The organism is Paenibacillus sp. SRL342 (assembly GCF_984798905.1).
On record NZ_OZ481790.1, the window covers coordinates 762,443 to 786,327 of the forward strand.

Consider the following 23,885-nt stretch of genomic DNA (forward strand, 5'->3'; position numbering starts at 1 on the left):
GAAACATACTTCGTAAGCATCAACCTATTTCGGCTGAATTTCATATTCGATGCTGATGATGCCATTAGGCATGATTCGTAATCAAAAGCGGACTTTTTGAACAACCTCTATTATGATGTACCGTGTTTATATTCAGCCGCATGCATGCCAGCCGTATATCCCGTGGAGAAAGCAGCAGTGATATTATACCCTCCGGTGTAGCCGTGAATATCCAAAACTTCACCGCAGAAGAATAGTCCAGGCAGCAGCTTGGATTCCATTGTTTTTGGGTATATCTCCTTTAAGTGGATTCCTCCCCCAGTAACAAAGGCTTCTTTGAGCGATCTCGTTCCGTCTGCACGGAAGGTAAAAGCTTTCATTAGCCCACACAAGTCGCTTAACATACCTTTGGGAAAATGGTGGAACGTAAGGTCATCGCTGATCTCTGCCCGTTTCATCATTAAGGGAATCATGCGTTCAGGAACCCATGTTTTTAAAATGTTTTTGACAGCCTTGCGGGATTCTTGTTCCAATACCTGTTGCACCTGTGCTTCCAATGCACCCAAGGACAGCTCTGGGAACAGATCAATGCTCATAATGACCTGTGGGTTTCCAGACTTCATCTGAACCTTGCGGAGAAATTGGCTGCAACGCAGTGCGACGGGTCCGGATACTCCAAAATGCGTGAAGATCATATCCCCGCGATGGGAGATGACCGTTTTTCCTTTGGCATCCACTACGGATAGAGCGATATCCCTCAAAGACAAACCTTGCAGTTCTTTGGATTGAATCCAACTCTCCCCAGACACAATGGGCACTTCGGTTGGATATAACTCTGTAATGGTGTGACCCGCAGCCTCAGCCCAGGGATAACCGTCTCCGGTTGATCCGGTTTGGGGTACGGATTTGCCGCCGGTAGCGATGATGACAGAGCGCCCAAGAATGGTTTTACCTGATATCAATTTAACACCCTGTACCTGCTGACCGTTCTGAATAATTTCCTTGACCGGTTCTTTGGTGCGAATCTCAACGCCGAGGGAAACAATCTTTCCTACCAGCGCATCCACGACTGTTTTCGCTTTATCAGTTACAGGGAACATTCTGCCGTTGTCTTCTTCTTTCAGGGCAATTCCGAGATTTTCGAAGAAACGCATGATTCCCTGGTTGTCCAGATTTTGAAACGAACTATATAAAAAGCGTCCATTACCCGGAATATGTCGGATGAGTTCATCCGTTTCCTTGGCATTGGTTACATTGCATCGACCTCCGCCAGAGATGCCGAGTTTACGACCCAGTTGATCTCCTTTATCCAGCAGAAGCACAGAGGCTCCATGCTCGGCAGCAGCAACGCAAGCCATCAGGCCCGCAGATCCACCACCAATTACAATGACATCATACATATGTTATTACCCTCTTTTTTCATTGATTTTGTCTGTTTTACATAAACCGTGTCTACTCCTGGCTTTTTCTGAAATATAATGGAGTTATGAGTAGTTCTATTATGGAGTCTCAAGGGATATATTGTAATATACTGTCGCCTATGTTTTAATCAGAAATACATGAGGGAATGTGCAGGCAGAGGAGGAGATGGCATTGTGGTTGCGTTAAAGGACATTCTTTTACAAGTACTGCTGGCGGGGTCGGCGGTATACCTGATTCCCTTATTACATCTGGGGCTCTCTAAGCGGGCTGTGGCCAAGCTGGAACATGCCGGAATGATGCAGACCGTTTTTGCTGTGACGAGTGTCGCGAGTATGCTATTGTGTTTGCTGTTCGCGCTTCACGGGAGTCCATTGGCTGTACCCATATCACTAAGCATCGTACCTGTAATACTTGTTATTTTGTATTGTAAGTCCGTTATAGGCTTAACGCTGTCCATACTACATATTCTCTTCTATTTCCTTTTTGCGCATTCCTATGATCTGTACGGATTTCTCCTTCATACGGGTATTCTTCTCTATCCTATTGTATGGTTGTCTGCCAAACGATTCAAGCATAATACACCTTCGCGCAAAATGACGATCCTCATCATCCTGATTACAATGGAACTGGTTGTAACGAGTTTGTTATGGATCGCATCCCTCCAGAATGAATCCACGTACTCTGCGACCTACATAATACTTACAGCACTTGGGTATACCACTGGAGCCATTGTTGCGGGTAGTCTGAGTCTGCTATGGCTGGAACGGATGAAGCACTATCGCGGGCTGGAGCAGCATCTCTCGGAAGTCCACCATCGATACATAGCCGAAACGGAGAAACTTCATCAGATTCTGAACGCAGTGCCTCTCTCTATTGCCACCGTAGATAAACAAGGCACAGTGATATTTGTCAATGAGATGATGGAGCAAACCGCAAGGGAGCAGCTACCATGTACGTCCACGCCTGATCTCATTGGACAGCCTGCCAGTCAATTTGTTGAACAAGGTCAGGCGGACAAGATGGATAAAAGCATTCGCAGAGCCATCGTTCATGGTGAGATTAGTGGGTTGACTGTTCGTTACGGTGCACACGTATTTCAGTCCCGAACCGTACCGATTTATGCCTTTTCAACAGAGTCTGCGAGTGAAGTTACAGGAGCCATGCTGATCATTCAGGATATCACGGAGCTTGAGATGTTGCGAAGTGAACTGGATAATGTGGATCGTCTCAGTCTGGTGGGGCAGATGGCTGCAAGCATTACGCATGAGGTGCGTAATCCAATGGCGGTTGTGCGGGGTTTTCTTCAACTCATGCAGGAAAAGAGTCCTGACTCCCTCGATCACTATTACCGGATCGTTCTGGAAGAGCTGGACCGGGCGAATAGTATCATTAATGATTTTCTATCGCTGGCCCAGGATCGGATTGCGGAAAAAGAGGAATCCCAGCTGCATGATATCATTCATGAACTCAGTCCATTGTTGTGGGCCGATGCGAACCTGCGTGGTCAGAGTATTGAACTCATGCTGGACCATAATGTACCGAAGTTGCACCTTAATCCAAAGGAAATCAAACAGGTGGTACTCAATCTGGCCCGTAACGGGATGGAAGCCATGAATGAGAAGGGTGTGCTTACGCTGGAGACGCGGATAGTCGATGACAAAGTGGAACTGTGTGTACGTGACACAGGGCCTGGTCTACCCAGAGTGAAGAAGGAAAAGCTGTTTGAACCTTTCTATACCACAAAAGCCAAGGGAACCGGACTTGGATTGTCCATGTGCCTAAGTATTGTGGAACGACATAATGGAACCATTACTGTGGAATCGGAGGAAGGCCAGGGCACGACCTTCAAAGTGGCATTTGAACGTTAGTCATTCAGCATATTTTGCCAGACATTGAGACATAATATTATGGAAGAAGCCTTTCCGCAGGCGGTTTCTGAATCTTGCTTTCATTGCTTATGGATGTATAATAGGAATAGCACATCATTACATCCATAATGTTCGATATGAATGTAACGTTGTTTTGGAGAGTTTATTGGCCTTTAATTTTATCGAGATCATAGAACAACCATTTATAAGGAGTGAAACCGAATGTCGATGTCATTTGATCAATACATGAAAGATATGGTTCAACCGATGCGGGATGATTTAACTCGTCTAGGAATCCAGGAGTTGCGTACTCCTGAAGAAGTGGAAGCAAGTCTTCCTGATGCAAAAGGAACAGCGCTGGTTGTCATTAACTCTGTATGCGGATGTGCCGCAGGTCAATGTCGCCCAGGTGTGTCCCAAGCACTGCAGCACGATATTACACCGGATCACCTGTACACTGTATTTGCTGGTCAGGACAAAGAAGCAACTGCAAAAGCACGTGAATTCTTTGCACCGTATCCTCCATCTTCACCGTCCATCGCTCTGATGAAAGACGGCGAACTCGTTCACTTTATCGAGCGTCATCAAGTGGAAGACCGTTCTGCAGAGGATATTGCGGCAGATCTCAAAAGTGCATTTGACCGTTACTGCCGTTAATTCGCTCCAATAGAACGCCCCGCCCTTCGGATCACCGATGCCGGGGCGTTTCATTTTGGATAGATAAGGTTATTGAACCATTCGGACCTTTCAAGCTGGACATCAAATTTCATTCATTTAGAAACGGGGTGTGTGAACGATGAGTTTGCAACAACAGATCATCGCTGAATTGAAGGTTAAACCAAGCATTAATGAAGAAGAGGAAGTACGCAAGCGTGTTGATTTTCTGAAGACGTATGTGAAAAATGCGGGTGCCAAGGGTTTGCTGATCGCGATCAGCGGCGGTATTGACAGTGCAGTGGCTACGGCGCTTTGCAAAAAAGCGACGGACGAGCTTACGCAAGAGAACAACCAAGAGTACAAAACGCTTGGTGTGTTCCAACCTTATGGTGAACAATCCGATATCGACCACAGCTACGCTGTAGCCAAAGCATACGATCTGAAGCATGTCGTGGAAACCAATATCGAAGATGCAGTGAACGAGATTGCGCTGGAAGTGGAGCAAGGTTTCAAATCCTTGGGAAGCCCACGCCATATGACTCACCAAGGCAAAGGTAATGTCAAGGCGAGAACTCGTATGGTTATGCAATATGCGCTTTCGTTTGAAGAGAACCTGCTTGTTGTAGGTACGGATCATGCGTCCGAAGCCATCACGGGTTTCTATACCAAATGGGGCGACGGTGCTGTGGATATCACACCACTGAGCACTCTGAACAAACGTCAGGTACGCCAGCTGGCAGCATATCTGAATGTGCCACAGGCTATTTTGGACAAAGCACCATCGGCAGGACTGTGGGAAGGTCAGACGGACGAAGATGAGCTGGGAATTTCGTATGAAGCGAACAGTGACTATCTCGAAGGCAAACAGATCGATCCGGCTGCACAAGAGCGCCTCGAAGCGTTCTACAAACGCACACATCACAAACGCAATGCCATTCCTGGTATCTAATACGGGTGGAAAAGCATGCTGGTTATAAGCTGTTAACACCAACATTGAAATAACGTCCCTTTAGGGAATGCAAAAAGAGTCACTGCTCACGCAGTGACTCTTTTTGTTATGTGGAACAAGAAACCGCAAAAATCCAGGTGACTACTATATCAAAGATGAGTTAGCTATTCCATTCTTTGATCTGTTGTAGGGTTAGGGTGATGGCTTGCTCCAGTTGCGGAGTGGTTTCTTTAAATGGATGTACCGTATTAAAGGTATGATTCCCATCAGGAATCTGGTGCCATGGGATATCAGGGCGGGCTTGAACCAGTGCGGCAGAACCGTCCCGCAGACGCTGTGGATCTTCTGTTCCCTGAATGAGTGCAACTCGCACAGGTGAAGAAGCCAAGCGGTCAATGATAGCGTAACGTTTGCTATGCTTGTCCAGGTCTTCCAGAATAGCCACGTCCAGTGGCATCTGCTGGCCTGTTCGTCCGTTAACGACATGGCTGCGGCCATGCGTACGCATTTCTTCTTTTTGCTCCGCTGTGAAGAGATCCAGGTTGGTTATACCATTCCAGGAGATGACACCTGCCACCTGCTCGGGATGATCCAGTGCATAGACGAGACTTACGCCCGCACCGCGGCTATGACCAACCAGATATACAGGAAGTCCAGCGAGTTCAGGTTGTGTAGCTACATGTTCCAGTACCAGGGCCAGATCGGCAAGCTCCCGGCTGTAGGTATTCACTGCGAACTTTTCAAGTTCAGAGAATTGCTCCAGATATTCGCCGATACCGTTGTGAGAGAAATTAAAGGTCAGCACATGATGCGTCTGGCTTAGCTGTGAAGCTGCATAGGGGAACATGCCCCAGTCTTTGAAGCCTTTGTATCCGTGAGACAGAACGATGACACCTTGAGCGGGTTGTTGTGCAGGGAAAAAGTCCCCGCGAATGATCGCATCTACGTCAGTGGGCAATTCAAAAGTTATGGGCATGATTCAGACCTCCTCAGAATTTCAGACGATTCCTGATTCATATTTTAGCATATATGGTAATGCGGATAGGTACTCGCTTCTGTGCGCCCCTCCTGCTACAATAGAATACGTGTTCGGAGAGTTACGGATCATGTGATCGAATGGAGATCTTTTACAATGAAGGTTCAAAAAGAGCGGTTTTCAGTACCGAGAAGATGGGACTTTTTGAATAACCTCTTACAGTATAAAAGATTAAGCGGGTGAAGCGTTGATGATATATGGCATAGGTAATGATGTGCTGGAGATTGGACGTATGCGGAAGCTACTGTCCGGTCGCCATGCGGAAGCTTTCATAAAACGAATTTTAACGCCAGCAGAGCGGGAGATCGCAGTTCGTCGAGGGAAGCGGATGACGGAGTTTGTATCCGGTCGATTTGCAGCGAAAGAAGCGGTGTCTAAGGCATTTGGCTGCGGTATTGGTGGTGTCATGGGCTTCACTGACATTGAGGTGCTACCTGATGGGACAGGACGTCCAGTGGCCTCGCTGTCCAGTCAAGCCTGGGAACGTCTGCAGCTGCCATATGATAAGCAATATGACATTCATTTGAGTATTACGCATCAGACGGAATTGGCAGCGGCCTTTGCGATCGTGGAGCAGATGGAAAAGTAGTTAGCTTGGCAATAGGAGAGGACGGAAATATGGGTTTACAGGAACAGAAACAACATTTCAGCGTGAATTTGCTGGACTGGTATATGGTCAACCGACGGGATTTGCCGTGGCGTCGCCACAACAATCCGTATTTCACATGGGTATCGGAGATTATGCTTCAGCAGACTCGGGTCGATACGGTAATTCCGTATTTCAATCGTTTTATCGGGAATTTCCCGACCGTGCAAGCGTTAGCGGAGGCACCCGAAGAGGATGTGTTGAAAAATTGGGAGGGACTCGGTTATTACTCCCGTGCACGTAATCTTCAGGCAGCCGCCAGACAAGTCATGGAACTGCACGGAGGCGAGATGCCGCAGGACAAGCCGGCTGTCTTTGCATTAAAAGGGGTGGGCCCGTATACTGCCGGGGCCATTCTCAGTATTGCCTTCAACCAGCCGCAGCCTGCGGTAGATGGCAATGTCATGCGGGTACTGTCCCGATACTTCCTCATTGATGAGGACATTATGAAGGGCAGCACCCGGGTGTTGATGGAAGAGCTCGCAGGAGAGCTCATTCCGGAAGGGCGGGCGCGTGATTTCAATCAGGCGCTGATGGAGCTTGGTGCGCTGGTGTGTACACCCAAAGCGCCGCACTGCCTGACTTGCCCGGTCATGGAGCAATGTTCCGGCCGCATCGCCGGAAGAGAGCTTACACTGCCGGTCAAGACCAAGGCGAAGCCGCCGCGCCCTGAGCAGCGGCTGGTCGCGATTGTGGAGGGCCGCGGTGCTCATCGCGGCCAAGTGCTTGTGCGCCAGCGCCCAGACACGGGCCTACTGGCCCGCATGTGGGAGCTGCCGCATGTGCTCGCGGCGCCTGCCGCAGCCAGCAAGAAGGCGGCGCCGCTGGCGGATGAGCCGGCCATGGCATTGCTGGCCGGCAGTCTGTGGGCGGAAGGCTTCGCTGCCCGCCCGGAAGGGCTGGCTACCCATGCGGAGCATGTGTTCAGCCACATTGTCTGGAGCCTGCAAGTGTACAAGTGTACCGAGCAGGACCAGAGCAGTGAGCTTCCGCTGATCGCAGCGGAAGCCAGAGCCGCCTACGATGCACAGGCGGCAACAAGGGAGGGCACAGCCTCATCAGCAGCTGTGTCACCTGAGTCAGACACAACGCATTCATCGGAGCCAGGCACGCCTCATGCGCAGAACATCTCAACATCGCTTAACGATGGAGAGATGTTGATGTCATCATCTGACGTTAGTGACCTAGCACTGAGTACTACGACACTGACAGGTAAAGGCGATGGCTTGACCTACCGCTGGATCGGTCCGGAAGATATGGATAAGATGGCATTCCCGAATATATTTCTGAAGCTGATCAGCAGTTATTTTGCGGGAGCTTATGATCAAGTGAATGATTAAATGGGGGAGCTAACGAACCTGAGTGACGTTATCATAACCAAATCAACCCAAAATTGCGCATCAAAGCCCGTATTTGGGGAAATAGCTACTCTGAGATTCGTTAGGTTCGCGATACGATGAAATATGGAGCGATAGCATGTCCTGGGTTAGTTAGAAACAAACCACCCATTACTATAACTATAGTGGTAGCAAAAAGAGAGCCTGATCACGGTCACGACGACCGAATCAGGCTCTCTTTTATGTTAACTGTTGCATACTAACAGTCTTATTTTGCAGAAGCGTAACGTTTGTTCACTTCATCCCAGTTGATTACATTCCAGAAAGCACCGATGTAATCAGGACGTTTGTTTTGATATTTCAGGTAGTAAGCGTGCTCCCATACATCCAGACCCAGAACCGGAGTCAGACCTTCGAAGAGAGGGCTGTCTTGGTTAGGTGTGCTAGTGATGGACAACTTGCCATCTTTGCCAACTACGAGCCAAGCCCAGCCGGAACCGAAGCGAGTTGTAGCTGCTTTAGCGAAATCTTCTTTGAATTTATCAAAGCCACCCAGTTCGCTATCGATTGCTGCTGCGATATCGCCTGTAGGAGCGCCGCCGCCGTTAGGTCCGATGATTTCCCAGAACAGGCTGTGGTTAGCATGTCCACCACCATTGTTGCGAACCGCTGTGCGGATGCCTTCAGGTACGCTGTCAAGGTTAGCAATCAGATCTTCCAAACTTTTTTCTTGCAGTTCAGGAGCACTTTCCAGAGCTGCGTTCAAGTTGGTTACATAAGTATTGTGATGGCGATCGTGGTGGATTTCCATCGTTTGTGCATCGATATGTGGTTCCAGTGCGTCGTTAGCGTAAGGAAGTGCCGGTAATTGAAAAGCCATAATGAAATACCTCCTGAGATTTTAGGTTTTTTTGAAAACAGGTACATATGTAATAATACCCTTGCCACTATTATTAAACCGCATTCGGGCTAATTAAGCAACATTTTTGTTTATTAAGTCCCCCGAGGCGTTGATCTAATGATGGGCCAGAGATAACAAACATATTTTACCCTTTATGCAACTATTTATGTGTTTTCGGGCGTTAAAATGGATGTAAAGTTTAATATTCGTATGTAAACGGTTACAATTAAGCGCTTTCAAAAGAAAATGCGTGTTTTATGGAGAAAAGTATGGTTTAATTGACGAAGAAGCGGTATTTTCTCGTTTTTTGTCATTATATGAACATTGGGTTTTTGGTAAAAAGGGATTCCCTTTTTATAAAAAACCTCATCTAAGCTAACGAAAAGGGAGATTTAAGACATGCACGTTCGTTCCTTTCAGTTGAGTGATGCAAGCCAGATGACGGAGCTTCTCCAGGTTGCACTATCGGAAGAGTGTTATGAGAACACGATGGGCCCGTTTGCCCGTCAATTGTCATGGGATTCTGACCTGATCATGGTTGCGGAAGAAGAGGGAGACCTCGTAGGCGCTTTGATCGGTACAATTGATCACAACCAGGGTTGTATCTACCGTATTGCGGTTCATCCAGACTATCGTCGCCGTGGAGTCGGCAAAACACTTGTTGAGGCTATGGAACAGCGGTTCCAGCAGCGTAAAGTCAGCCAAGTATGGGTGGCGGGTGATGAGCACAACAAAGTAGCCATGCCTCTATATGAAGCAATGGGTTACGGTGCCAATCAGATTATGAGCGCTTTCCAGACTCTTAGTATTTTGTCCAAAGCTTAGTTTGCATGTTTAAAAAGAAATAAAAAAAAGATTTTCATTTCATATTAGGCATATCTCTTTAACGTGTAAGAACGTGAGGGATGTGCCTTTCTATTTATATGAGTGTTCTTCGCGTCATATTCCTCTGATTTCCTCATTTTATGAACATGCTTCAAAATCTCCGAATTTTATTTAAATCACCACCACTATCCCGGCTGTATTCACGATAACCAGGGTATTGGTGCTCATAACCAATTGTTTCACTCTCCCAAATGAAGTAGACTGAAAGGGAGTATGGTCACCAGGTTACAAGTTTAATTTAACTATTTAATAAATGAGGTGTCCCTTTGAATTCCAATAATCATTCAATGGAACATGTGACTTCCGAGCAACGTAATGAACCGTCAAAGCCTGAACAAACGGGGAAATCCTGGGTTGTCGAGCTGTGGGACTGGGTCAAAACGATTGTTGTTGCTTTTGTAATCATGATGCTGCTGAACCTGTTTGTGTTCAATCTGTCGATGGTCAAGGGACAGTCCATGCAGCCGACACTGGTTGAGCGAGATCGCCTTTTCGTCAACAAAATTGTATACCATCTGGGTACTCCTTCCCGATCAGATGTGATCGTACTTCGTGATCCAAGTGAAGGTGTAGAGAAGAAGGATTTTCTGGTGAAACGGATCGTTGGACTTCCGGGAGATACAATTGAAGTTAGGGATCACCATCTATATGTGAACGGCGAGCAACAAGCGGAAACGTACACCGATATTGAGGTGCAGGACCCGGATTTTGGCCCAATCACACTGGAGTCGGATCATTTCTTCGTGATGGGGGATAATCGTCATGAAGGCAAAAGTAAGGATAGCCGAGTGTTTGGCAGTATTACATCCGATCAGATTGTAGGCAAGGCTGAATTTATTTTCTGGCCGTTTTCTGAATTGAAGAAATTGTAAAATGCTGACAGGACAACAACTTCAGACTGCATTTTGCGTTAAACCATATAGACTCGTTCCGTTTGAATTCAAGTATGTAAGGCATATATAGAAATTAACGCCTGTCCTCTTACCGTGAGGCGGGCGTTCACTATTTACGGAATAAGTGTCGGAAGAAGAGAGGGAAGAGAAATGACGAGCGTACAGACCGGGGCAGCACAGGATGCCTCCGTATGGGAGAAGTTAAAACATGAGATCAAGGCAGCTGGCCCCGGACTGGGCATTGATGATATCGGATTTGCTTCGGCTGATCCCTTTGTTTCCCTGAAGTCGCTGCTGGAGCAGTCGCGGGATAAGGGGTATGCTTCAGGTTTTGAAGAGCCGGATATTGAAAAAAGGGTGCACCCTGCCTTAAAAGATGGCGAACCCGCTTCACTGATCGCAATAGCTGTGGCATATCCATCCAAAATGGTAAATCCGCCGAAATCGGAGCCTGGTGCATATCGGGGTATTTTTGCCCGTTCGGCTTGGGGCCAGGATTATCATCAGGTCCTGCGTGCTGCGATGGACAAGCTGGTGAACTTTATACGTGAACGTGTACCTGAGGCCATGATCGAAAGCATGGTAGACACCGGAGCACTGGTGGATCGTGCGGTGTCCCAGCGTGCGGGGATTGGTTTTAGCGCCAAAAACTGTGCCATTATATCGCCCAAATTTGGTTCATGGATTTTTCTCGGAGAACTGGTAACGAATATTCCTTTTCAACCAGACACACCTGTGACCGAAGACTGCGGTGAATGTACAAAATGTATTGATGCCTGTCCTACAGGAGCATTGGTGGGGCCGGGGCAGTTGAATTCACAGCGTTGTATTTCTTTTGTAACCCAGACAAAAGGGTTCGTGGATGAAGAATTTATGCTGAAAATAGGCAACCGTCTGTACGGTTGTGACACGTGTCAGATTGTCTGTCCGAAGAACCGGGGCAAGAACTGGGATCACCATCCCGAGTTTCACCCCGATCCGGAGATTGTGAAGCCACTCCTGCTGCCGCTACTGGACATTGGTAACCGGGAATTCAAGGAACGTTTCGGTCAGAGTTCCGCCGCTTGGCGGGGCAAGAAGCCGATTCAACGCAACGCCGTTATTGCCCTGGGCAATTTCAAAGACAAAAGTGCTGTACCCAAACTTACAGAAGTACTAAAACGTGATCCGCGCCCCGAGTTGCGGGGAACCGCAGCATGGGCGTTAAGCAGAATTGGAGGAGAAGACGCCATGAGAGCAATTGGGGAAGCTGCCGCTAACGAACAAGATGGGAACGTACTAAGCATGCTGCAGAAGGCCGAGGAGCGACTGAGTTCGTCCGAGACCTTACCCAAACAGCCACAGGCTGGGCAAGTGAGTGAGAAGCAGCCAGAGGAACAGAACAACGAGAACAAGGCCTTACGTGCGTTACAACAGGATTTGAAAATGGAAGCTGGGATTGAACCGGGTAATGAGCAGTCTGCACAGCCTGCCAAACCGGAAGCCGCAGCGTGGAAACCTTCAGCCGTTACGGGTCTTCATGGCAAGCCCGTATACTACGATGAGATACTGACACCGATTGGTACTCTTACGTTATGCGCGACAGATGAAGGACTGTGTCACATTGATTTTGGCGCCTTTCACGTACGCGAAGCTCATCTGCAACAATGGGCCCGCATCTGGATTGGCGAGTATCGATATGAGAAGAATGAAGAGAAGCTCAGCGAAGCTGCAAAGCAGTTAAAGGAGTATTTTGCAGGGGAGAGAAAAACGTTCGACTTGCAGCTTGATCGGCTTGGAACACCATTCCAGCTACAAGTATGGCAAGTTCTGTCCGATATATCTTATGGAGAGGCCTCATCACACCAACAGGTTGCGGAAATCATCGGCAGACCCAAGGCTGTTCGTGCAGTTCTGGACGCCATCAGCAAGAATCCGATTCCGATTATTATTCCCTGTCACCGTATCAGTGGTAAAGACGGTACCCTGGTGGGTTATGTAGGCGGTCTGCAAACCAAGGAGCAATTGCTCGCATTGGAGCAGCTATCGTAAGAGCGGGGGACGTTCATGAAGTATGTAAACGTGGAGAGCGTGGAAGCGGGGGAGCTTCTGGGCAAGACGGTATATTCCAGTAACGGCACGGTATTGCTGTCTGCCGGAGTCCAGCTCACCGTATACATGGTCAATACGCTGAAGCGTATTGGCGTGACCATGTTATACATCCAGGATGAAGCGTATAAAGATGTGGATGCAGAAGACATTCTGGATGAAACCACGAAACGGGCAATAATTAACGAAATGAGTGTCACACTCGAATCCATTCGATCCGGGAAAGACTGGAGTCCGAGAAAAGTTGCCCTCAGTATAGAGAAGTTGCTGAATGATGTACTGAACGGGCGTGAAATGCTTGTGCAGCTCACCGATATTCGTACCAAAGACAATGCACAGTATGTTCATGCGATGAATGTATGTTTGTTGTCTTCGGTCATCGGACTGAATATGGGACTCAATTATAATCAACTGAAGGACCTTGCTGTGGGGGCATTATTGCATGATATTGGCAAAGTGGGGGAACCTCCTGGCAGTGGCTCTGCGGCGAATTCTTCGCTGCACCATACATGGCGTGGATTCGAAGTGATTAAGAACAAACGGGAGTTTAGTCTGTTGGTTGCCCATACAGCCCTGCAACATCATGAGCATGTAGATGGTACAGGCATGCCGAGAGGAATCAAGGGAAGTGACATCCATCTGTTTGCGAGAATCGTTAGTGTGGCTAATATCTATGATAATCTCATTAATGGTTTATCCAAGGACAGTTTGATGCCACATGAGGCGTGTGAAGAGATGATGGCATTGTCTGGTACAAAACTGGATCGGGATATTCTGATTGAGTTCAACAAGAGTGTATCCGTGTATCCCAATGGTACAGCGGTACGACTGTCCACCAAAGAGACTGGAGTCATTGTGCGTCAACATCGGGGATTGCCCGGCAGACCTGTAATCAGGGTGGCGCGCGGAAGTACGCGTTATTCTCTGGATGTGGTTGAAATCGATCTGGCTCAGCATACAACCGTTTTCATTGAAGCTGTCATGACGTAGCTTGTGTACGGTTCAACTGGAAAATCCGTTTGCTCAAGGCGTGCGGAAATGCTATGATACTTTCAGGAAATCCGGTCTGTGTCAGGCTTGCAACATATGTGTGGAACAACATGAAGTGACACGGATTATCAGGCTTTTTAGAATGCATACAGAGGTGTCTAAGAGATGGATATTGTTATACCGATTATTACATTGGTTGTTGGTCTGGTCGGGGGATTTTTCATCGGGGTGTTCTACTTGCGTAAACAACTTGAGAAAATGCAAAGCAATCCGGACATGCTTCAGAAAATGGCGAAGCAAATGGGCTACAACCTGAATGGCAAGCAAATGCAGCGTGCCCAGCAGATGATGAAGAATCAGCAGCCAGGAGCGAAAATGCCTCAGCCGCAACAGCATCCTGCGCGTAAAAGTTCGGGCCGCCGAAAATAATAGCAGGGAATAACTGCTTAAAGTGCGTGTTCAAAAAGTTGGGTTTTCAGTACCGAGAAGATGGGATGAAGCTAGAAATGGAGTAGCGGAGCGTAGTGAACTACGTGAGCAACGGACATTTCGGCTGAATTTCATATTCGACGTTGATGATGCCGCTAGGCATCCTTCGTAATCAAAAGCGGACTTTTTGAACAACCTCTTACAATAGTGGTTCGAAAGGAGGCGTTTGGCAGTGGCTGGCGTTAAAGATTATTTGAATTCAAAAGTATCCGACAATCGGGAAAAGATCGAGTATCATGTAGAGCAGATCCTGAAATTGATCGGAGAAGATAGTACACGTGAAGGGCTGCTTGAAACGCCTGCACGTGTGACCCGAATGTATGAAGAAATTTTTGGTGGATATGAAGTAGACCCGCGCGATGTGCTCGGTGTCACGTTTGACGAGAATCACGAAGAACTGGTTATCGTCAAGGATATTGTCTACTACAGTCAGTGTGAGCACCATATGGCGCCGTTCTTCGGCAAGGTACACATTGGCTATGTACCAAGTGGCAAGATCGTTGGTCTGAGCAAAATGGCTCGGCTGGTCGAAGCAGTAACACGTCGCCTTCAAGTTCAGGAACGTATTACTTCACAGATCGCTGACATTCTGACAGAGGCCGTTGAACCTCATGGAGTTATGGTCGTCGTGGAAGGCGAGCACTTGTGCATGTGTTCCCGCGGCGTGAAGAAACCGGGAAGCAAGACGGTAACGTCTGCTGTACGTGGTTCTTTCCGTGAGAATCCGGCACAACGTGCGGAGTTCTTGTCTTTGGTGAAAGATTAAGATCAGGTATGTCCACTCGCTGGACAAGCCGGATGAGTAAGTTCCTTTGGTTTTGGAAGCAGCAGTTTCTAGGCCATAGGATATGATATGAATAAGCCGTGTTCCCTGGGGAACCGGCTTATTTACATATGGCATTGTCATTCCTGTATACTGAATACATATGAATTCGTTAAGCCGGAGGTAATGGAACGATGAGTGTACCTTCCCATTCAGATCAACCGGTTCAGCCGGAAAAGGGACTACAGGCAGATCAACAGGCTACATTGCGTCTGCAAATCTGGGAGACACCACTCATGCGACAAGGTAGTAGTGTACTCGAAGCTTTTGCTTGGGAAGAAGTTATGTGCAGGCGGGTTGGGGCAGGGCATCTGCCTGTTGCACATATATGGAGGCACCCAGATGCCTTTGTAGCGGGTCTGCGTGACCGCAGGTTGCCACAGGCTGTAGAAGCGATGGAACGGATAAGAAGCCAAGGGACAGCGGTCTGTGTTCGGCCTTCCGGTGGAGCGGCAGTACCCTTGAATCCAGGGGTAGTTAATGTGTCATTGATTCTGCCTAATCCCGGACATGCCATCAATATTCATGATGATTTCCGGGAGATGGCTTCGATTATTGCCGAGTCGCTAACGCCGTGGTCGAATCAGGCGCAGACAGGCGAGGTTCATGGTGCTTTTTGCCCGGGAGATTATGATGTCAGTGTAAGTGGGCTGAAATTCTGTGGTATTGCCCAGCGCAGGCAGGCAAAGGCATATATCATTACGGCTTTTATCATCGTGGACGGTCAGGGTGATCAATTGGCAGCAGATGTGCGACAATTCTATCAGGATGCAGCAGGTGGGGCGAGTGAAGGATATCCCGATGTTCAGCCTGGCACGATGGCAAGTCTGAAAGAATTGGCAGGTGTACCTTCAGCTGCGGCATATACTGCGGCTTTGGTTCGGACACTGCGCGATCGCTATCCGCAGGCGGAGACCAGCAGGGTGCTTAGCGTTGGCTCTGAAGAAGTACGCCTGACAGCTGAGCAGATGAAGCTGCGCTACGATTAACACTTTTTACTAGGGCTTGGAATTGGTTAATAGAGATGATATGATGTGATTTCGGAAGGAGAGTGTTAGGATGGACACATTGAGATATACGTATTTATATGAGGTTGTATCAACAGGCGAAAAATCCGAGTTCAGCCAAATGGCAACAAGCAAGGAAGAGGCTGCTGCACTGATCGTTGCACGTATAGCCGATCTGGAGTTTACAGATGAGTCTGATATCAAGCTGGGCGATCTGATCTCCATTAGCAAACAGGTTGGCGACAACTATGTGGCGTGCGAGGGCTGTGCTTCTTAAGTGAACATTTAGAAATAGGAAGTCTCTCAAAATACAAGCAAGTCTCTTTTTACAAGAGGCTTGCTTTTTGTTTACACCAAAAAGAGATATCGTTCAGTCATTCGGCTGGAGATATCTCTTTTTTCTCTAATCCATCTGACTCCAAGTTTAATAAGGCGGCCACAACAACTTGCGTGCTGTTTCGTAACGCTCGGCAACAGCGGGCCAGTAGACCACATTCCACCAATCCTCGATATACTTTTTGCGTTCGTTTTGATGTTTCAGATAGTAGGCATGTTCCCACACATCCAGTGGCAGGAGCGGTACGATATCGGACTGGGACAGGTTCTGGTGTTTTTCCGCCTGCAAAATCTCCAAACGATGTGCTCTCGGGCTCCAGACAAGCATCGCCCAGCCACTGCCTTCCACCTTGTTCGCGGCTTCCGTGAATTGATTCTTAAACGCTTCATAACTTCCGAAATCCCGCTTGATCTGCTCCGCCAGCATACCGGAAGGTTTACCGCCGCCAGCAGGGTTCATAATTGTCCAGAAGATCGTATGCAGGTAGTGGCCTGCCCCGTTGAAGGCGAGTTCACGTTCCCAATGTTTGATGAGTTCAAAGTTATTCTTTTTTCGCGATTCCGCCAGCTTCTTCTCTGCTACATTTAGTCCGTCCACATAAGATTGATGGTGTTTGTCATGATGGATACGCATCGTCAGCTCATCAATATGTGGCTCCAGCGCATTGTACGCATAGGGAAGGGGAGGCAGTGTGTGTCCTCCAATGGGAACCGGCTTTTCTTTTACAGGAGGTGCTGTAGAGCTGGGTGTGGCTTGTGTTGTTCCGGTAGAAAGCGGTTGAACGGTTGCGGATTGGATCTGAGCTGAAGCGGCAGGTGCATTTACATTCCCCTCCGGAGAAGTTGGAGCTTCTGAAGCTTGGCGATGGATGCTTCCTGGCCCTGACGTATGCAGCGCATTTTCCAGAAAAAGTGATGGCTCCGAATCCGTTTCACGCAAGATACCAGGTTGGCCAAGCGTATCCAATACGCCCAGAAAATACTCCGATTCGCGGATAAAATGCAGAATAAGTACTTTGACAAGCGGAACAGCTTGCACAGCAGCACTTTGTTCCAGAAGAACATACAGCTGTTTGATGAACTCTCTCGATTGCTGTCGAGCTGCCAACACAAGTTGATCGATACAACGAACGATGTAGGGAGCAGGCGGATGGGTTCCAGGCAATAGTTGTTTTAAAAGCTGATTGGCTACTCGCTCACTGTTTGCAAAGGTAACCTCCCATTCCTCCAGTAGCTTGACGTATGGGGGCTCCAGATCAGGAACCAGGGCACGAATGACGAGTGTATGTTCTTTCTCCTGCTCTTTCCAGAAACGGATTTCCTCCAATGTCCGCAGAGGCAGCAGGTGACCATATCCATACCAGTTCATCTATATTGAACCTCCTTCAGATGAAATTCATTGCATGCAGACCGTCTGTTCATGCGTCCCAAGAGTATATTCCGCGAGCCTGTTGTCCTATGAGGGCAAAAAAAAAAGAGCCCCTGAGGGCTCTGGAAAAATTCGGATGATTGAAATTTGGTTATTCTCCACTATTCGTGTTCTGTACATCGTCACTGCTTGTTTTCGTTACATGACTCAGGAAAGTTGAGACACGGCGTAGATATTCCTTCGGATGCTCCCGGAAGATCAACTCATGATGCGCGTCCTGGACAATCCATTCATCGGAGTACGGATTGGTCTGGTTGGCGGCGAGTTGCTCCGCAATTGGATAAGGCGCCTTCTCGTCCTCTGTGCCATGGATGAAGAAAATCGGGAACGGATAATCTTCCTTTTTCACTTCCTGGTATGGAATCTGTTGTAATCCGGTACCATTCAGAACAGGGAATAACAGATTCATGATCTCGAGTGTAGGCTGACGCGGGAGATCGATCTGGTTATGAATGTTGTGGTACAGCGTATCCGGCTCAAGCAGGAACGTACTGTCCAGAATCATCGCATCCACTTCCTGGGTAATCAGTCCGGTTTGAAGCGCCGTACCGGCACCCATGGAGAAACCCCAGACAACCAGTTCCTGCGCACCTCGCTGCTTGGCGAACTGGATGGCACCCAGCAATTGCTGTGACTCAGCTTTGCCACCTGTGGCTACAGCTTTGTTCACCTGTGAGGCGAAGCCATAATCGAACATGACCACGTTGAACCCAAGTTGATGGGCATAGTGTGCCAGGTCATACATGGGTACCCATGTTTCTTCACGATTGGCACCATAGCCGTGACTGAAAATAATTGTTTTGCTTGCAGCATTGTCAGCAGGTATATACCATCCCTGCATCGTCCGGCTGTCATCTGCTGCCGGGAACGTGATGTCTTCGTACTTCATGTTCTTGGCCTGCATTGGATTGGAGAAGACCGGCGCTACAGTAGGATTGGATAATACCCATGCGATGTAACCATGCAGTGCAATAAAACAAAACAGTAGAAAAAATACAACGGAGAGCAGCAACGCTACGATAATATGTTTGAACCGAATCAGCCTCGGTGATAGGGAAGAGGGCAGATCGGACACTTTTGTTTGCAGCGGGGCTTCGCTCTGGGATGTTGGATACATGAATGCCCCTCCTTTGAAGTTCAGTTGAAGATAACAACGACATGTAAAGAGAATTGCGTCGATTTCAGAGCCTGCTTCAGAGCGATATCTTAATGTAATATATCTTTATCGTATGTTCCAATATAGTCAAAGTCAATTGATTGAGGGCATTTGTTACGCAATTGTTATATAGTTCTTAAGATATATGGGTAACATTACCTTAGTGTGTAAATTACAGGGGATTAAGTCTTATAAAAAGGAAAAATTTGCACGTTGGCCTATTTCGATTTTGGCTCTTTTTGGTTTACAGATGAGACCGTTTCTCATATAATTTATGTAACCAAGTTTCATGTGATGAAACATGAGGAGGGCATTATGCCATGGAAGATCGCAAGTTAACCGTCCGGGCTGTGGAACGGGCGCTGGATATATTATTATGTTTTACCACACGCAGTGATCTGGGACTCACCGAAATTGCCAGCCAGATCGGCCTGCACAAAAGTACAGTGCACCGTTTGATGGCTACGCTGGAGGATCGAGGGTTCGTGATCCGCGATGCAGCAACAGAGAAGTACCGACTTGGCATCCGAATCTGGGAGCTGTCAGCTCATATGTCCCGCAGTGATGATCCCGCTATTCTGCTGCTGCCTGCGATGGAGCGACTGAGGGATCGATTGGGGGAGACCGTGAGTCTGTACCTGCGTGATGGCAGTGAACGGATTCGGATTCAGGCTGTGCAAAGTGATCAGGCGATTCGCCGAGTTGCTCCCGTTGGTGTTAGACTGCCGCTGTCTGTGGGCGCTTCCAGCAAAGTCCTGATGGCGTTTGCCACGGACGAGGATCGTGAAGAATTGATGAATGGTCCTGAATGGCCGGTATTTATCGATCCAGCGGTGTATTTGGCGCAAATGGTAGACATTCGGGATAACGGATATGCGACGAGTTATGAGGAACGTGAGCCGGGAGCTGCCGCGGTATCGGTACCGATTATGGATCGCAGAGGCAATATTGCAGCCGCACTCTCGGTCTCAGGGCCTGTCAGCCGACTCTCACAGGAGACATTGCATGAATACGCACCTGTGCTAAAGGAAGCTGCTACGCAGATGGGGCTCATGTTATCCTGATGTTGAGGTAAGGTTTTTCTCCAATTGAGTTGGTGTTCTGGAATATAAAGGTTGTTTTTATGTTCCGGTTGCGCTACTCTGTTATGGACGGCCCAGCGGGGCCAGCATCATTGAATATGAACTGCGGCATGTGTATGCCGCAACTTGTTAACGTTACTGGGGGAGTCCGAACTGTCCGGACTGAGACGGAATCGCATGAGATTCCGGACCCTTTGCACCTGATCTGGATCATACCAGCGTAGGGAAGTAATCGGCGATATGACCACAACCACCACATGATGTGACCCTTGTAGGGCTCCGTTAAGGAGCCGCATAAAGGTGCATTATTGGTGATGGACATTAAAAGTCGGTTCCTTCGGGGACCGGCTTTTTTATATACAGTGAACAGGCGATATAGCGCGGATTCTATGGGCCTCTTTTTCAATAACCTGCGAAAGTGGGCTTGGATGAATAGAGAATGCACCATAGATCCATGATCTGTGGCAGCCTCCGTCTGTTGTTAACTGTACATGAAAACTGTCTCCCCTGGTCTGGAGTAGGATCGCTCTTTTCTTCTCTGCATTGCGCATGATTTGGGACAGGTACGTAAGTGAGCTAATGATGATGCCAACCCAAAACCAAGCGAACGAACAATGAGGAGGAGACAAGCGACATGAGTGCAGGAAATCAAACGGGACAACAAGCGATGGAACAGGAACATAACGGTCAGCAGGTGGAAAAGGAAACAAGCGCGGCCGGACGGGTTCAGCCCTTTCCGGGCAGCCGCAAAGTCTACATTCAGGGCTCACGGCCGGACATTGCTGTACCGGAGCGTGAGATAGCCCTTCATGACACGAATACTCCCCAAGGGGTGGAGCATAACGAACCGCTGCGTGTCTACGATACGAGCGGCCCCATGACCGATCCCGCATTTCATGCGGATATCCGTGCAGGTCTGCCATCCCTGCGCACCCGTTGGATCACAGAGCGTGGCGATGTCGAAGCTTATCAGGGCCGTACGGTTAAACCGGAGGATAACGGACTGAAGCCCGGAGGGAAGAGAGCCGGCGCCGAAGAGTATCCCGGATTACGTGGCAAACCCTTGCGGGCACAGCCAGAGCGCTGTGTGACTCAGATGCACTACGCGAGACAGGGAGTCATTACGGCAGAGATGGAATTCGCCGCCATTCGTGAAGGCGTGGAGCCGGAATTTGTACGGCAGGAGCTGGCGAGTGGACGGGCCATCCTGCCGTCTAACATCAATCACCCGGAGAGTGAGCCGATGTTGATCGGTCGTCATTTTCATGTGAAGATCAATGCCAACATTGGCAACTCTGCTGTATCTTCTTCCATCGAGGAAGAGGTCGAGAAGATGACCTGGGCGGTACGCTGGGGATCGGATACCGTAATGGATCTGTCCACAGGCAAAAACATTCATACCACCCGGGAATGGATTATCCGCAATTCACCTGTGCCGATTGGTACGGTACCGCTGTATCAGGCGCTGGAGAAGGTGAATGGCGAAGCGGAAGCGCTGACCTGGGAGTTGTACCGTGACACACTCATTGAGCAGGCAGAGCAGGGCGTGGACTACTTTACGATTCATGCAGGTGTACTGTTGCGATATATCCCGATGACGGCCAAGCGGATGACAGGCATTGTGTCTCGCGGTGGGTCCATTATGGTAGCATGGTGCCTTGCGCATCATCAGGAGAATTTTTTGTACACTCATTTTGAAGAAATCTGCGAGATTATGAAAAGGTATGATGTAGCGTTTTCGCTGGGAGATGGACTCCGTCCAGGCAGTATCTACGATGCCAATGACGAAGCTCAGATGGCGGAACTGGCTACGCTTGGGGAACTGACGCAGATCGCGTGGAAGCATGATGTGCAGGTGATGATCGAAGGTCCAGGGCATGTGCCGATGCATAAGATCAAGGAGAATGTGGACTTGCAGATGGAGATCTGTAAAGAAGCACCGTTCTATACGCTGGGGCCGCTGACGACCGACATTGCCCCGGGTTACGATCACATCACATCCGCCATTGGTGCGGCCATGATTGGCTGGTTTGGCACGTCCATGCTCTGTTATGTTACGCCAAAAGAACATTTGGGCCTGCCCAACAAGGATGATGTGCGGGAAGGGGTCATCGCCTACAAGATCGCAGCTCATGCCGCCGATCTGGCTAAAGGCCATCCGCGTGCTCAGCGCCGCGATGACGCATTGTCCAAGGCACGTTTCGAGTTCCGCTGGCGTGACCAGTTTAACCTGTCACTGGACCCTGAACGTGCGCTGTCCTACCATGATGAGACACTGCCAGCAGAAGGAGCCAAAGAAGCTCATTTCTGCTCGATGTGCGGACCGAAGTTCTGTAGCATGCGCATCACGCAGGACATTCGGGCCTTTGCCGCGGATAAAGGATTGTCCGAGAATGAGGCTGTAGCTGCCGGGATGCAGGAAAAGGCCGAGGAATATCGGACACGTTCCTAGGCGCTGATACAGCGCAAGCTGGGCAGTCTGAAATAGAGATAAAGCCGTTTCTCTCTGTCATTGCAGAGAAGAACGGCTTTTTTTAGTGTTATGTCATGTATGTATTCTTAACCGTACTCAGCCTTTATCAGAATTAGCTTTGTGACTGTGTGTGGTCCATATTTTATACAGAATTCCTGCGATAACGAATAAAAGAGCGTCACCGAGTTTTGGTGCTCCTCCGTATAGAGATGCGGAACAGGAGAAACCTACTATAAACAGTAAAACAATATAGAGGAAACGCATATTAGTTCACCTCGTTAATTTGTGGTGTTACTAAGTAAGTGAGTTCATAGTTGCAGAGTTCAGATACAACCTGTTACTTCACCAAATCCGCTACTACTCTCGAGCCACACCCAAATTCTCCTCCAAATACGCCGCAAGCAATGCCAGCGGACTATGGATCGGAATACGGCGATCTATTGTAACCTGTGCAGCTGCGGGAGCCATAGAGAGTTGGGCTGCCACTACCGCTTTACCCGGATACTGCTCAGCAATCTGCTGTAATCCTTCACGTACCGCTTCGAGATATCCTTGCTGATCTCCACGCATAATCAACTCAAATGTCCCAGGGATGCACACCGCATCCGTCTGAGATGTCTTGGCAACGTGTAGTTGCCCATTCTCATCCTCTTGCTGTAATGCCTGATTCATCCGTGCCATCGTTCCTTCAATAGTTGCCGGGTTGGTGAATGCGATTATGTAATTTCCCGGCACTCGCCGTATCTCCTGCAATAACGGATGATCTATGCCGATCACAGGCACAGGGACCTGTGAGGCTTCCTGCTCCAGTACTGTCGCAAACAGGGTGCAGGTGACCAGAATGGCATCGGCATGACACTCAGCGATCCATCGGAGCGTCTGGGCTACCTTCTCGTGAATGACAACCTCGGAAAAGTCAGCATCATGTTTAAGACGGTCCAGACCTGGATCGACGTAATGGACCAATTCAACTTCATAAGGAGCAAGCGTCTCTTCAATTAAGGCGATGTTGGAATAATGAGCGTGAAAACAACCAATGGTGATCATGTGCTAAGTCCCCTTTTACAGTTCGTATATGTCATGGATCTTGTAGATATTTAAACCATTATAGAAACACACCTGAGAACTGTACAGTTGTTTGTTACTCAACGCCAATAACCGCCCTTCCGCCAAACTGCGGAAAGACGGTTGATAACCGTACTAATTGGTTCTGGTGTCCATTTTATCGAAGGGAAGGAGAAGCGCTCTTCTTCGCCATTTTTTGCTGCAGAATTTCATGAAAGGATAGACCTTGAGTGTTCTCATTCTCCTTTTTAGGAGCAGTGGTCGCCGTGTTGCGCGGATATTGGTGGTGGTACGGGATCATTTGCTGAATAGGCATGCGGATCATCTTGGTTCCTCCTTTAATGCATTTTTTTAAATTATGTATTTCGACTGGT

22 protein-coding genes and 1 riboswitch are annotated in these 23,885 nt (G+C 48.5%); of the genes, 15 read left to right on the forward strand and 7 right to left on the reverse strand.

The genetic code is table 11. From position 1 onward, the window contains the following. Positions 1 to 110: 110 nt before the first annotated feature. Entirely contained in the window at positions 111 to 1,379 is a 1,269-nt protein-coding gene (locus tag AC4E8D_RS03555; RefSeq protein ID WP_449005437.1) for a BaiN/RdsA family NAD(P)/FAD-dependent oxidoreductase, read from the reverse strand. Positions 1,380 to 1,574: 195 nt separating this feature from the next. Between AC4E8D_RS03555 and AC4E8D_RS03560 the strand changes: the two genes are divergently transcribed. The 3 genes from AC4E8D_RS03560 (at position 1,575) to nadE (ending at position 4,875) form a co-directional block, all read left to right on the forward strand. Next, entirely contained in the window at positions 1,575 to 3,269 is a 1,695-nt protein-coding gene (locus AC4E8D_RS03560; RefSeq protein WP_221818674.1) for a two-component system sensor histidine kinase NtrB, read from the forward strand. A gap of 222 nt (positions 3,270 to 3,491) precedes the next feature. Beyond that, positions 3,492 to 3,926, forward strand: coding sequence for a BrxA/BrxB family bacilliredoxin (locus AC4E8D_RS03565; protein ID WP_017690788.1), 435 nt, complete (start codon positions 3,492 to 3,494; stop codon positions 3,924 to 3,926). Between the two features lie 139 nt (positions 3,927 to 4,065). Then, on the forward strand, positions 4,066 to 4,875 hold the full coding sequence (gene nadE, locus AC4E8D_RS03570) for an NAD(+) synthase (RefSeq protein WP_221818675.1): 810 nt from the start codon (positions 4,066 to 4,068) through the stop codon (positions 4,873 to 4,875). 160 nt (positions 4,876 to 5,035) lie between these two features. Here nadE and AC4E8D_RS03575 read toward each other — a convergent pair whose 3' ends face one another. After that, positions 5,036 to 5,851, reverse strand: a complete 816-nt coding sequence (locus AC4E8D_RS03575) for an alpha/beta fold hydrolase (protein ID WP_490205865.1) — start codon at positions 5,849 to 5,851, stop codon at positions 5,036 to 5,038. Between the two features lie 250 nt (positions 5,852 to 6,101). Between AC4E8D_RS03575 and acpS the strand changes: the two genes are divergently transcribed. Together acpS and mutY are read left to right on the forward strand one after the other, a co-directional pair. Then, entirely contained in the window at positions 6,102 to 6,500 is a 399-nt protein-coding gene (gene acpS / locus AC4E8D_RS03580) for a holo-ACP synthase (protein ID WP_036614140.1), read from the forward strand. Between the two features lie 29 nt (positions 6,501 to 6,529). After that, complete coding sequence (gene mutY, locus AC4E8D_RS03585) at positions 6,530 to 7,897, forward strand: A/G-specific adenine glycosylase (protein WP_490205866.1); 1,368 nt, start codon at positions 6,530 to 6,532, stop codon at positions 7,895 to 7,897. 265 nt (positions 7,898 to 8,162) lie between these two features. Here the strand turns inward: mutY and AC4E8D_RS03590 are convergent, their stop codons facing one another. Next, positions 8,163 to 8,774, reverse strand: coding sequence for a superoxide dismutase (locus AC4E8D_RS03590; RefSeq protein WP_150364015.1), 612 nt, complete (start codon positions 8,772 to 8,774; stop codon positions 8,163 to 8,165). A gap of 420 nt (positions 8,775 to 9,194) precedes the next feature. On the opposite strand from AC4E8D_RS03590, the gene AC4E8D_RS03595 reads away from it, so the two are divergent. From AC4E8D_RS03595 to AC4E8D_RS03630, 8 genes are all read left to right on the forward strand, one after another. Continuing rightward, positions 9,195 to 9,620, forward strand: coding sequence for a GNAT family N-acetyltransferase (locus AC4E8D_RS03595; protein ID WP_017690782.1), 426 nt, complete (start codon positions 9,195 to 9,197; stop codon positions 9,618 to 9,620). 347 nt (positions 9,621 to 9,967) lie between these two features. Then, on the forward strand, positions 9,968 to 10,552 hold the full coding sequence (lepB, locus tag AC4E8D_RS03600) for a signal peptidase I (RefSeq protein ID WP_221818700.1): 585 nt from the start codon (positions 9,968 to 9,970) through the stop codon (positions 10,550 to 10,552). A gap of 171 nt (positions 10,553 to 10,723) precedes the next feature. Beyond that, positions 10,724 to 12,604 (forward strand): tRNA epoxyqueuosine(34) reductase QueG, encoded by a 1,881-nt coding sequence (gene queG / locus AC4E8D_RS03605; protein ID WP_221818678.1) that lies wholly within the window; start codon positions 10,724 to 10,726, stop codon positions 12,602 to 12,604. A gap of 15 nt (positions 12,605 to 12,619) precedes the next feature. Then, a complete protein-coding gene (locus AC4E8D_RS03610) occupies positions 12,620 to 13,651 on the forward strand; it encodes an HD-GYP domain-containing protein (RefSeq protein ID WP_017690779.1) in 1,032 nt (343 codons plus the stop codon). A 165-nt stretch (positions 13,652 to 13,816) separates the two neighbouring features. Continuing rightward, positions 13,817 to 14,080 carry a YneF family protein gene (locus AC4E8D_RS03615; protein ID WP_062837628.1) on the forward strand — a complete coding sequence of 88 codons (264 nt, stop codon included), beginning with the start codon at positions 13,817 to 13,819 and terminating at the stop codon, positions 14,078 to 14,080. Between the two features lie 232 nt (positions 14,081 to 14,312). Then, positions 14,313 to 14,906 carry a GTP cyclohydrolase I FolE gene (folE, locus tag AC4E8D_RS03620; protein ID WP_036668229.1) on the forward strand — a complete coding sequence of 198 codons (594 nt, stop codon included), beginning with the start codon at positions 14,313 to 14,315 and terminating at the stop codon, positions 14,904 to 14,906. A 191-nt stretch (positions 14,907 to 15,097) separates the two neighbouring features. Continuing rightward, complete coding sequence (locus tag AC4E8D_RS03625; RefSeq protein ID WP_490205867.1) at positions 15,098 to 15,952, forward strand: lipoate--protein ligase family protein; 855 nt, start codon at positions 15,098 to 15,100, stop codon at positions 15,950 to 15,952. A gap of 70 nt (positions 15,953 to 16,022) precedes the next feature. Further along, complete coding sequence (locus AC4E8D_RS03630) at positions 16,023 to 16,247, forward strand: hypothetical protein (RefSeq protein ID WP_036614132.1); 225 nt, start codon at positions 16,023 to 16,025, stop codon at positions 16,245 to 16,247. Positions 16,248 to 16,394: 147 nt separating this feature from the next. Here the strand turns inward: AC4E8D_RS03630 and AC4E8D_RS03635 are convergent, their stop codons facing one another. Next, a complete protein-coding gene (locus AC4E8D_RS03635) occupies positions 16,395 to 17,675 on the reverse strand; it encodes a Fe-Mn family superoxide dismutase (RefSeq protein ID WP_221818680.1) in 1,281 nt (426 codons plus the stop codon). Positions 17,676 to 17,826: 151 nt separating this feature from the next. Beyond that, the gene (locus AC4E8D_RS03640) at positions 17,827 to 18,852 is read right to left on the reverse strand and encodes an alpha/beta hydrolase (RefSeq protein WP_221818681.1); all 1,026 of its coding nucleotides are present in this window, start codon (positions 18,850 to 18,852) and stop codon (positions 17,827 to 17,829) included. Between the two features lie 359 nt (positions 18,853 to 19,211). Between AC4E8D_RS03640 and AC4E8D_RS03645 the strand changes: the two genes are divergently transcribed. Then, complete coding sequence (locus tag AC4E8D_RS03645) at positions 19,212 to 19,955, forward strand: IclR family transcriptional regulator (protein ID WP_221818682.1); 744 nt, start codon at positions 19,212 to 19,214, stop codon at positions 19,953 to 19,955. 148 nt (positions 19,956 to 20,103) lie between these two features. Further along, positions 20,104 to 20,217: riboswitch (TPP riboswitch) on the forward strand. Between the two features lie 423 nt (positions 20,218 to 20,640). Further along, positions 20,641 to 22,425 carry a phosphomethylpyrimidine synthase ThiC gene (gene thiC / locus AC4E8D_RS03650; protein ID WP_490206463.1) on the forward strand — a complete coding sequence of 595 codons (1,785 nt, stop codon included), beginning with the start codon at positions 20,641 to 20,643 and terminating at the stop codon, positions 22,423 to 22,425. 378 nt (positions 22,426 to 22,803) lie between these two features. Here the strand turns inward: thiC and AC4E8D_RS03655 are convergent, their stop codons facing one another. Both AC4E8D_RS03655 and AC4E8D_RS03660 read right to left on the reverse strand, forming a co-directional pair. Then, a complete protein-coding gene (locus AC4E8D_RS03655; RefSeq protein WP_221818683.1) occupies positions 22,804 to 23,493 on the reverse strand; it encodes a hypothetical protein in 690 nt (229 codons plus the stop codon). A 175-nt stretch (positions 23,494 to 23,668) separates the two neighbouring features. Beyond that, positions 23,669 to 23,836: a hypothetical protein gene (locus tag AC4E8D_RS03660; protein ID WP_221818684.1), complete on the reverse strand. Its 168-nt coding sequence runs from the start codon at positions 23,834 to 23,836 to the stop codon at positions 23,669 to 23,671. Between the last annotated feature and the right edge of the window lie 49 nt (positions 23,837 to 23,885).

Excerpts from the sequence above, each read along its gene's own strand:
- mutY (WP_490205866.1), top strand. The coding sequence starts at position 6,530 with ATGGGTTTACAGGAACAGAAACAACATTTCAGCGTGAATTTGCTGGAC.
- AC4E8D_RS03640 (WP_221818681.1), bottom strand. The coding sequence starts at position 18,852 with ATGTATCCAACATCCCAGAGCGAAGCCCCGCTGCAAACAAAAGTGTCC.
- AC4E8D_RS03575 (WP_490205865.1), bottom strand. The coding sequence starts at position 5,851 with ATGCCCATAACTTTTGAATTGCCCACTGACGTAGATGCGATCATTCGC.
- AC4E8D_RS03660 (WP_221818684.1), bottom strand. The coding sequence starts at position 23,836 with ATGATCCGCATGCCTATTCAGCAAATGATCCCGTACCACCACCAATAT.
- lepB (WP_221818700.1), top strand. The coding sequence starts at position 9,968 with ATGGAACATGTGACTTCCGAGCAACGTAATGAACCGTCAAAGCCTGAA.
- thiC (WP_490206463.1), top strand. The coding sequence starts at position 20,641 with ATGGAACAGGAACATAACGGTCAGCAGGTGGAAAAGGAAACAAGCGCG.
- nadE (WP_221818675.1), top strand. The coding sequence starts at position 4,066 with ATGAGTTTGCAACAACAGATCATCGCTGAATTGAAGGTTAAACCAAGC.
- AC4E8D_RS03625 (WP_490205867.1), top strand. The coding sequence starts at position 15,098 with ATGAGTGTACCTTCCCATTCAGATCAACCGGTTCAGCCGGAAAAGGGA.
- AC4E8D_RS03635 (WP_221818680.1), bottom strand. The coding sequence starts at position 17,675 with ATGAACTGGTATGGATATGGTCACCTGCTGCCTCTGCGGACATTGGAG.
- AC4E8D_RS03645 (WP_221818682.1), top strand. The coding sequence starts at position 19,212 with ATGGAAGATCGCAAGTTAACCGTCCGGGCTGTGGAACGGGCGCTGGAT.
- AC4E8D_RS03615 (WP_062837628.1), top strand. The coding sequence starts at position 13,817 with ATGGATATTGTTATACCGATTATTACATTGGTTGTTGGTCTGGTCGGG.
- AC4E8D_RS03565 (WP_017690788.1), top strand. The coding sequence starts at position 3,492 with ATGTCGATGTCATTTGATCAATACATGAAAGATATGGTTCAACCGATG.
- acpS (WP_036614140.1), top strand. The coding sequence starts at position 6,102 with ATGATATATGGCATAGGTAATGATGTGCTGGAGATTGGACGTATGCGG.
- queG (WP_221818678.1), top strand. The coding sequence starts at position 10,724 with ATGACGAGCGTACAGACCGGGGCAGCACAGGATGCCTCCGTATGGGAG.
- AC4E8D_RS03610 (WP_017690779.1), top strand. The coding sequence starts at position 12,620 with ATGAAGTATGTAAACGTGGAGAGCGTGGAAGCGGGGGAGCTTCTGGGC.
- AC4E8D_RS03655 (WP_221818683.1), bottom strand. The coding sequence starts at position 23,493 with ATGATCACCATTGGTTGTTTTCACGCTCATTATTCCAACATCGCCTTA.
- AC4E8D_RS03595 (WP_017690782.1), top strand. The coding sequence starts at position 9,195 with ATGCACGTTCGTTCCTTTCAGTTGAGTGATGCAAGCCAGATGACGGAG.
- AC4E8D_RS03555 (WP_449005437.1), bottom strand. The coding sequence starts at position 1,379 with ATGTATGATGTCATTGTAATTGGTGGTGGATCTGCGGGCCTGATGGCT.
- AC4E8D_RS03590 (WP_150364015.1), bottom strand. The coding sequence starts at position 8,774 with ATGGCTTTTCAATTACCGGCACTTCCTTACGCTAACGACGCACTGGAA.
- AC4E8D_RS03630 (WP_036614132.1), top strand. The coding sequence starts at position 16,023 with ATGGACACATTGAGATATACGTATTTATATGAGGTTGTATCAACAGGC.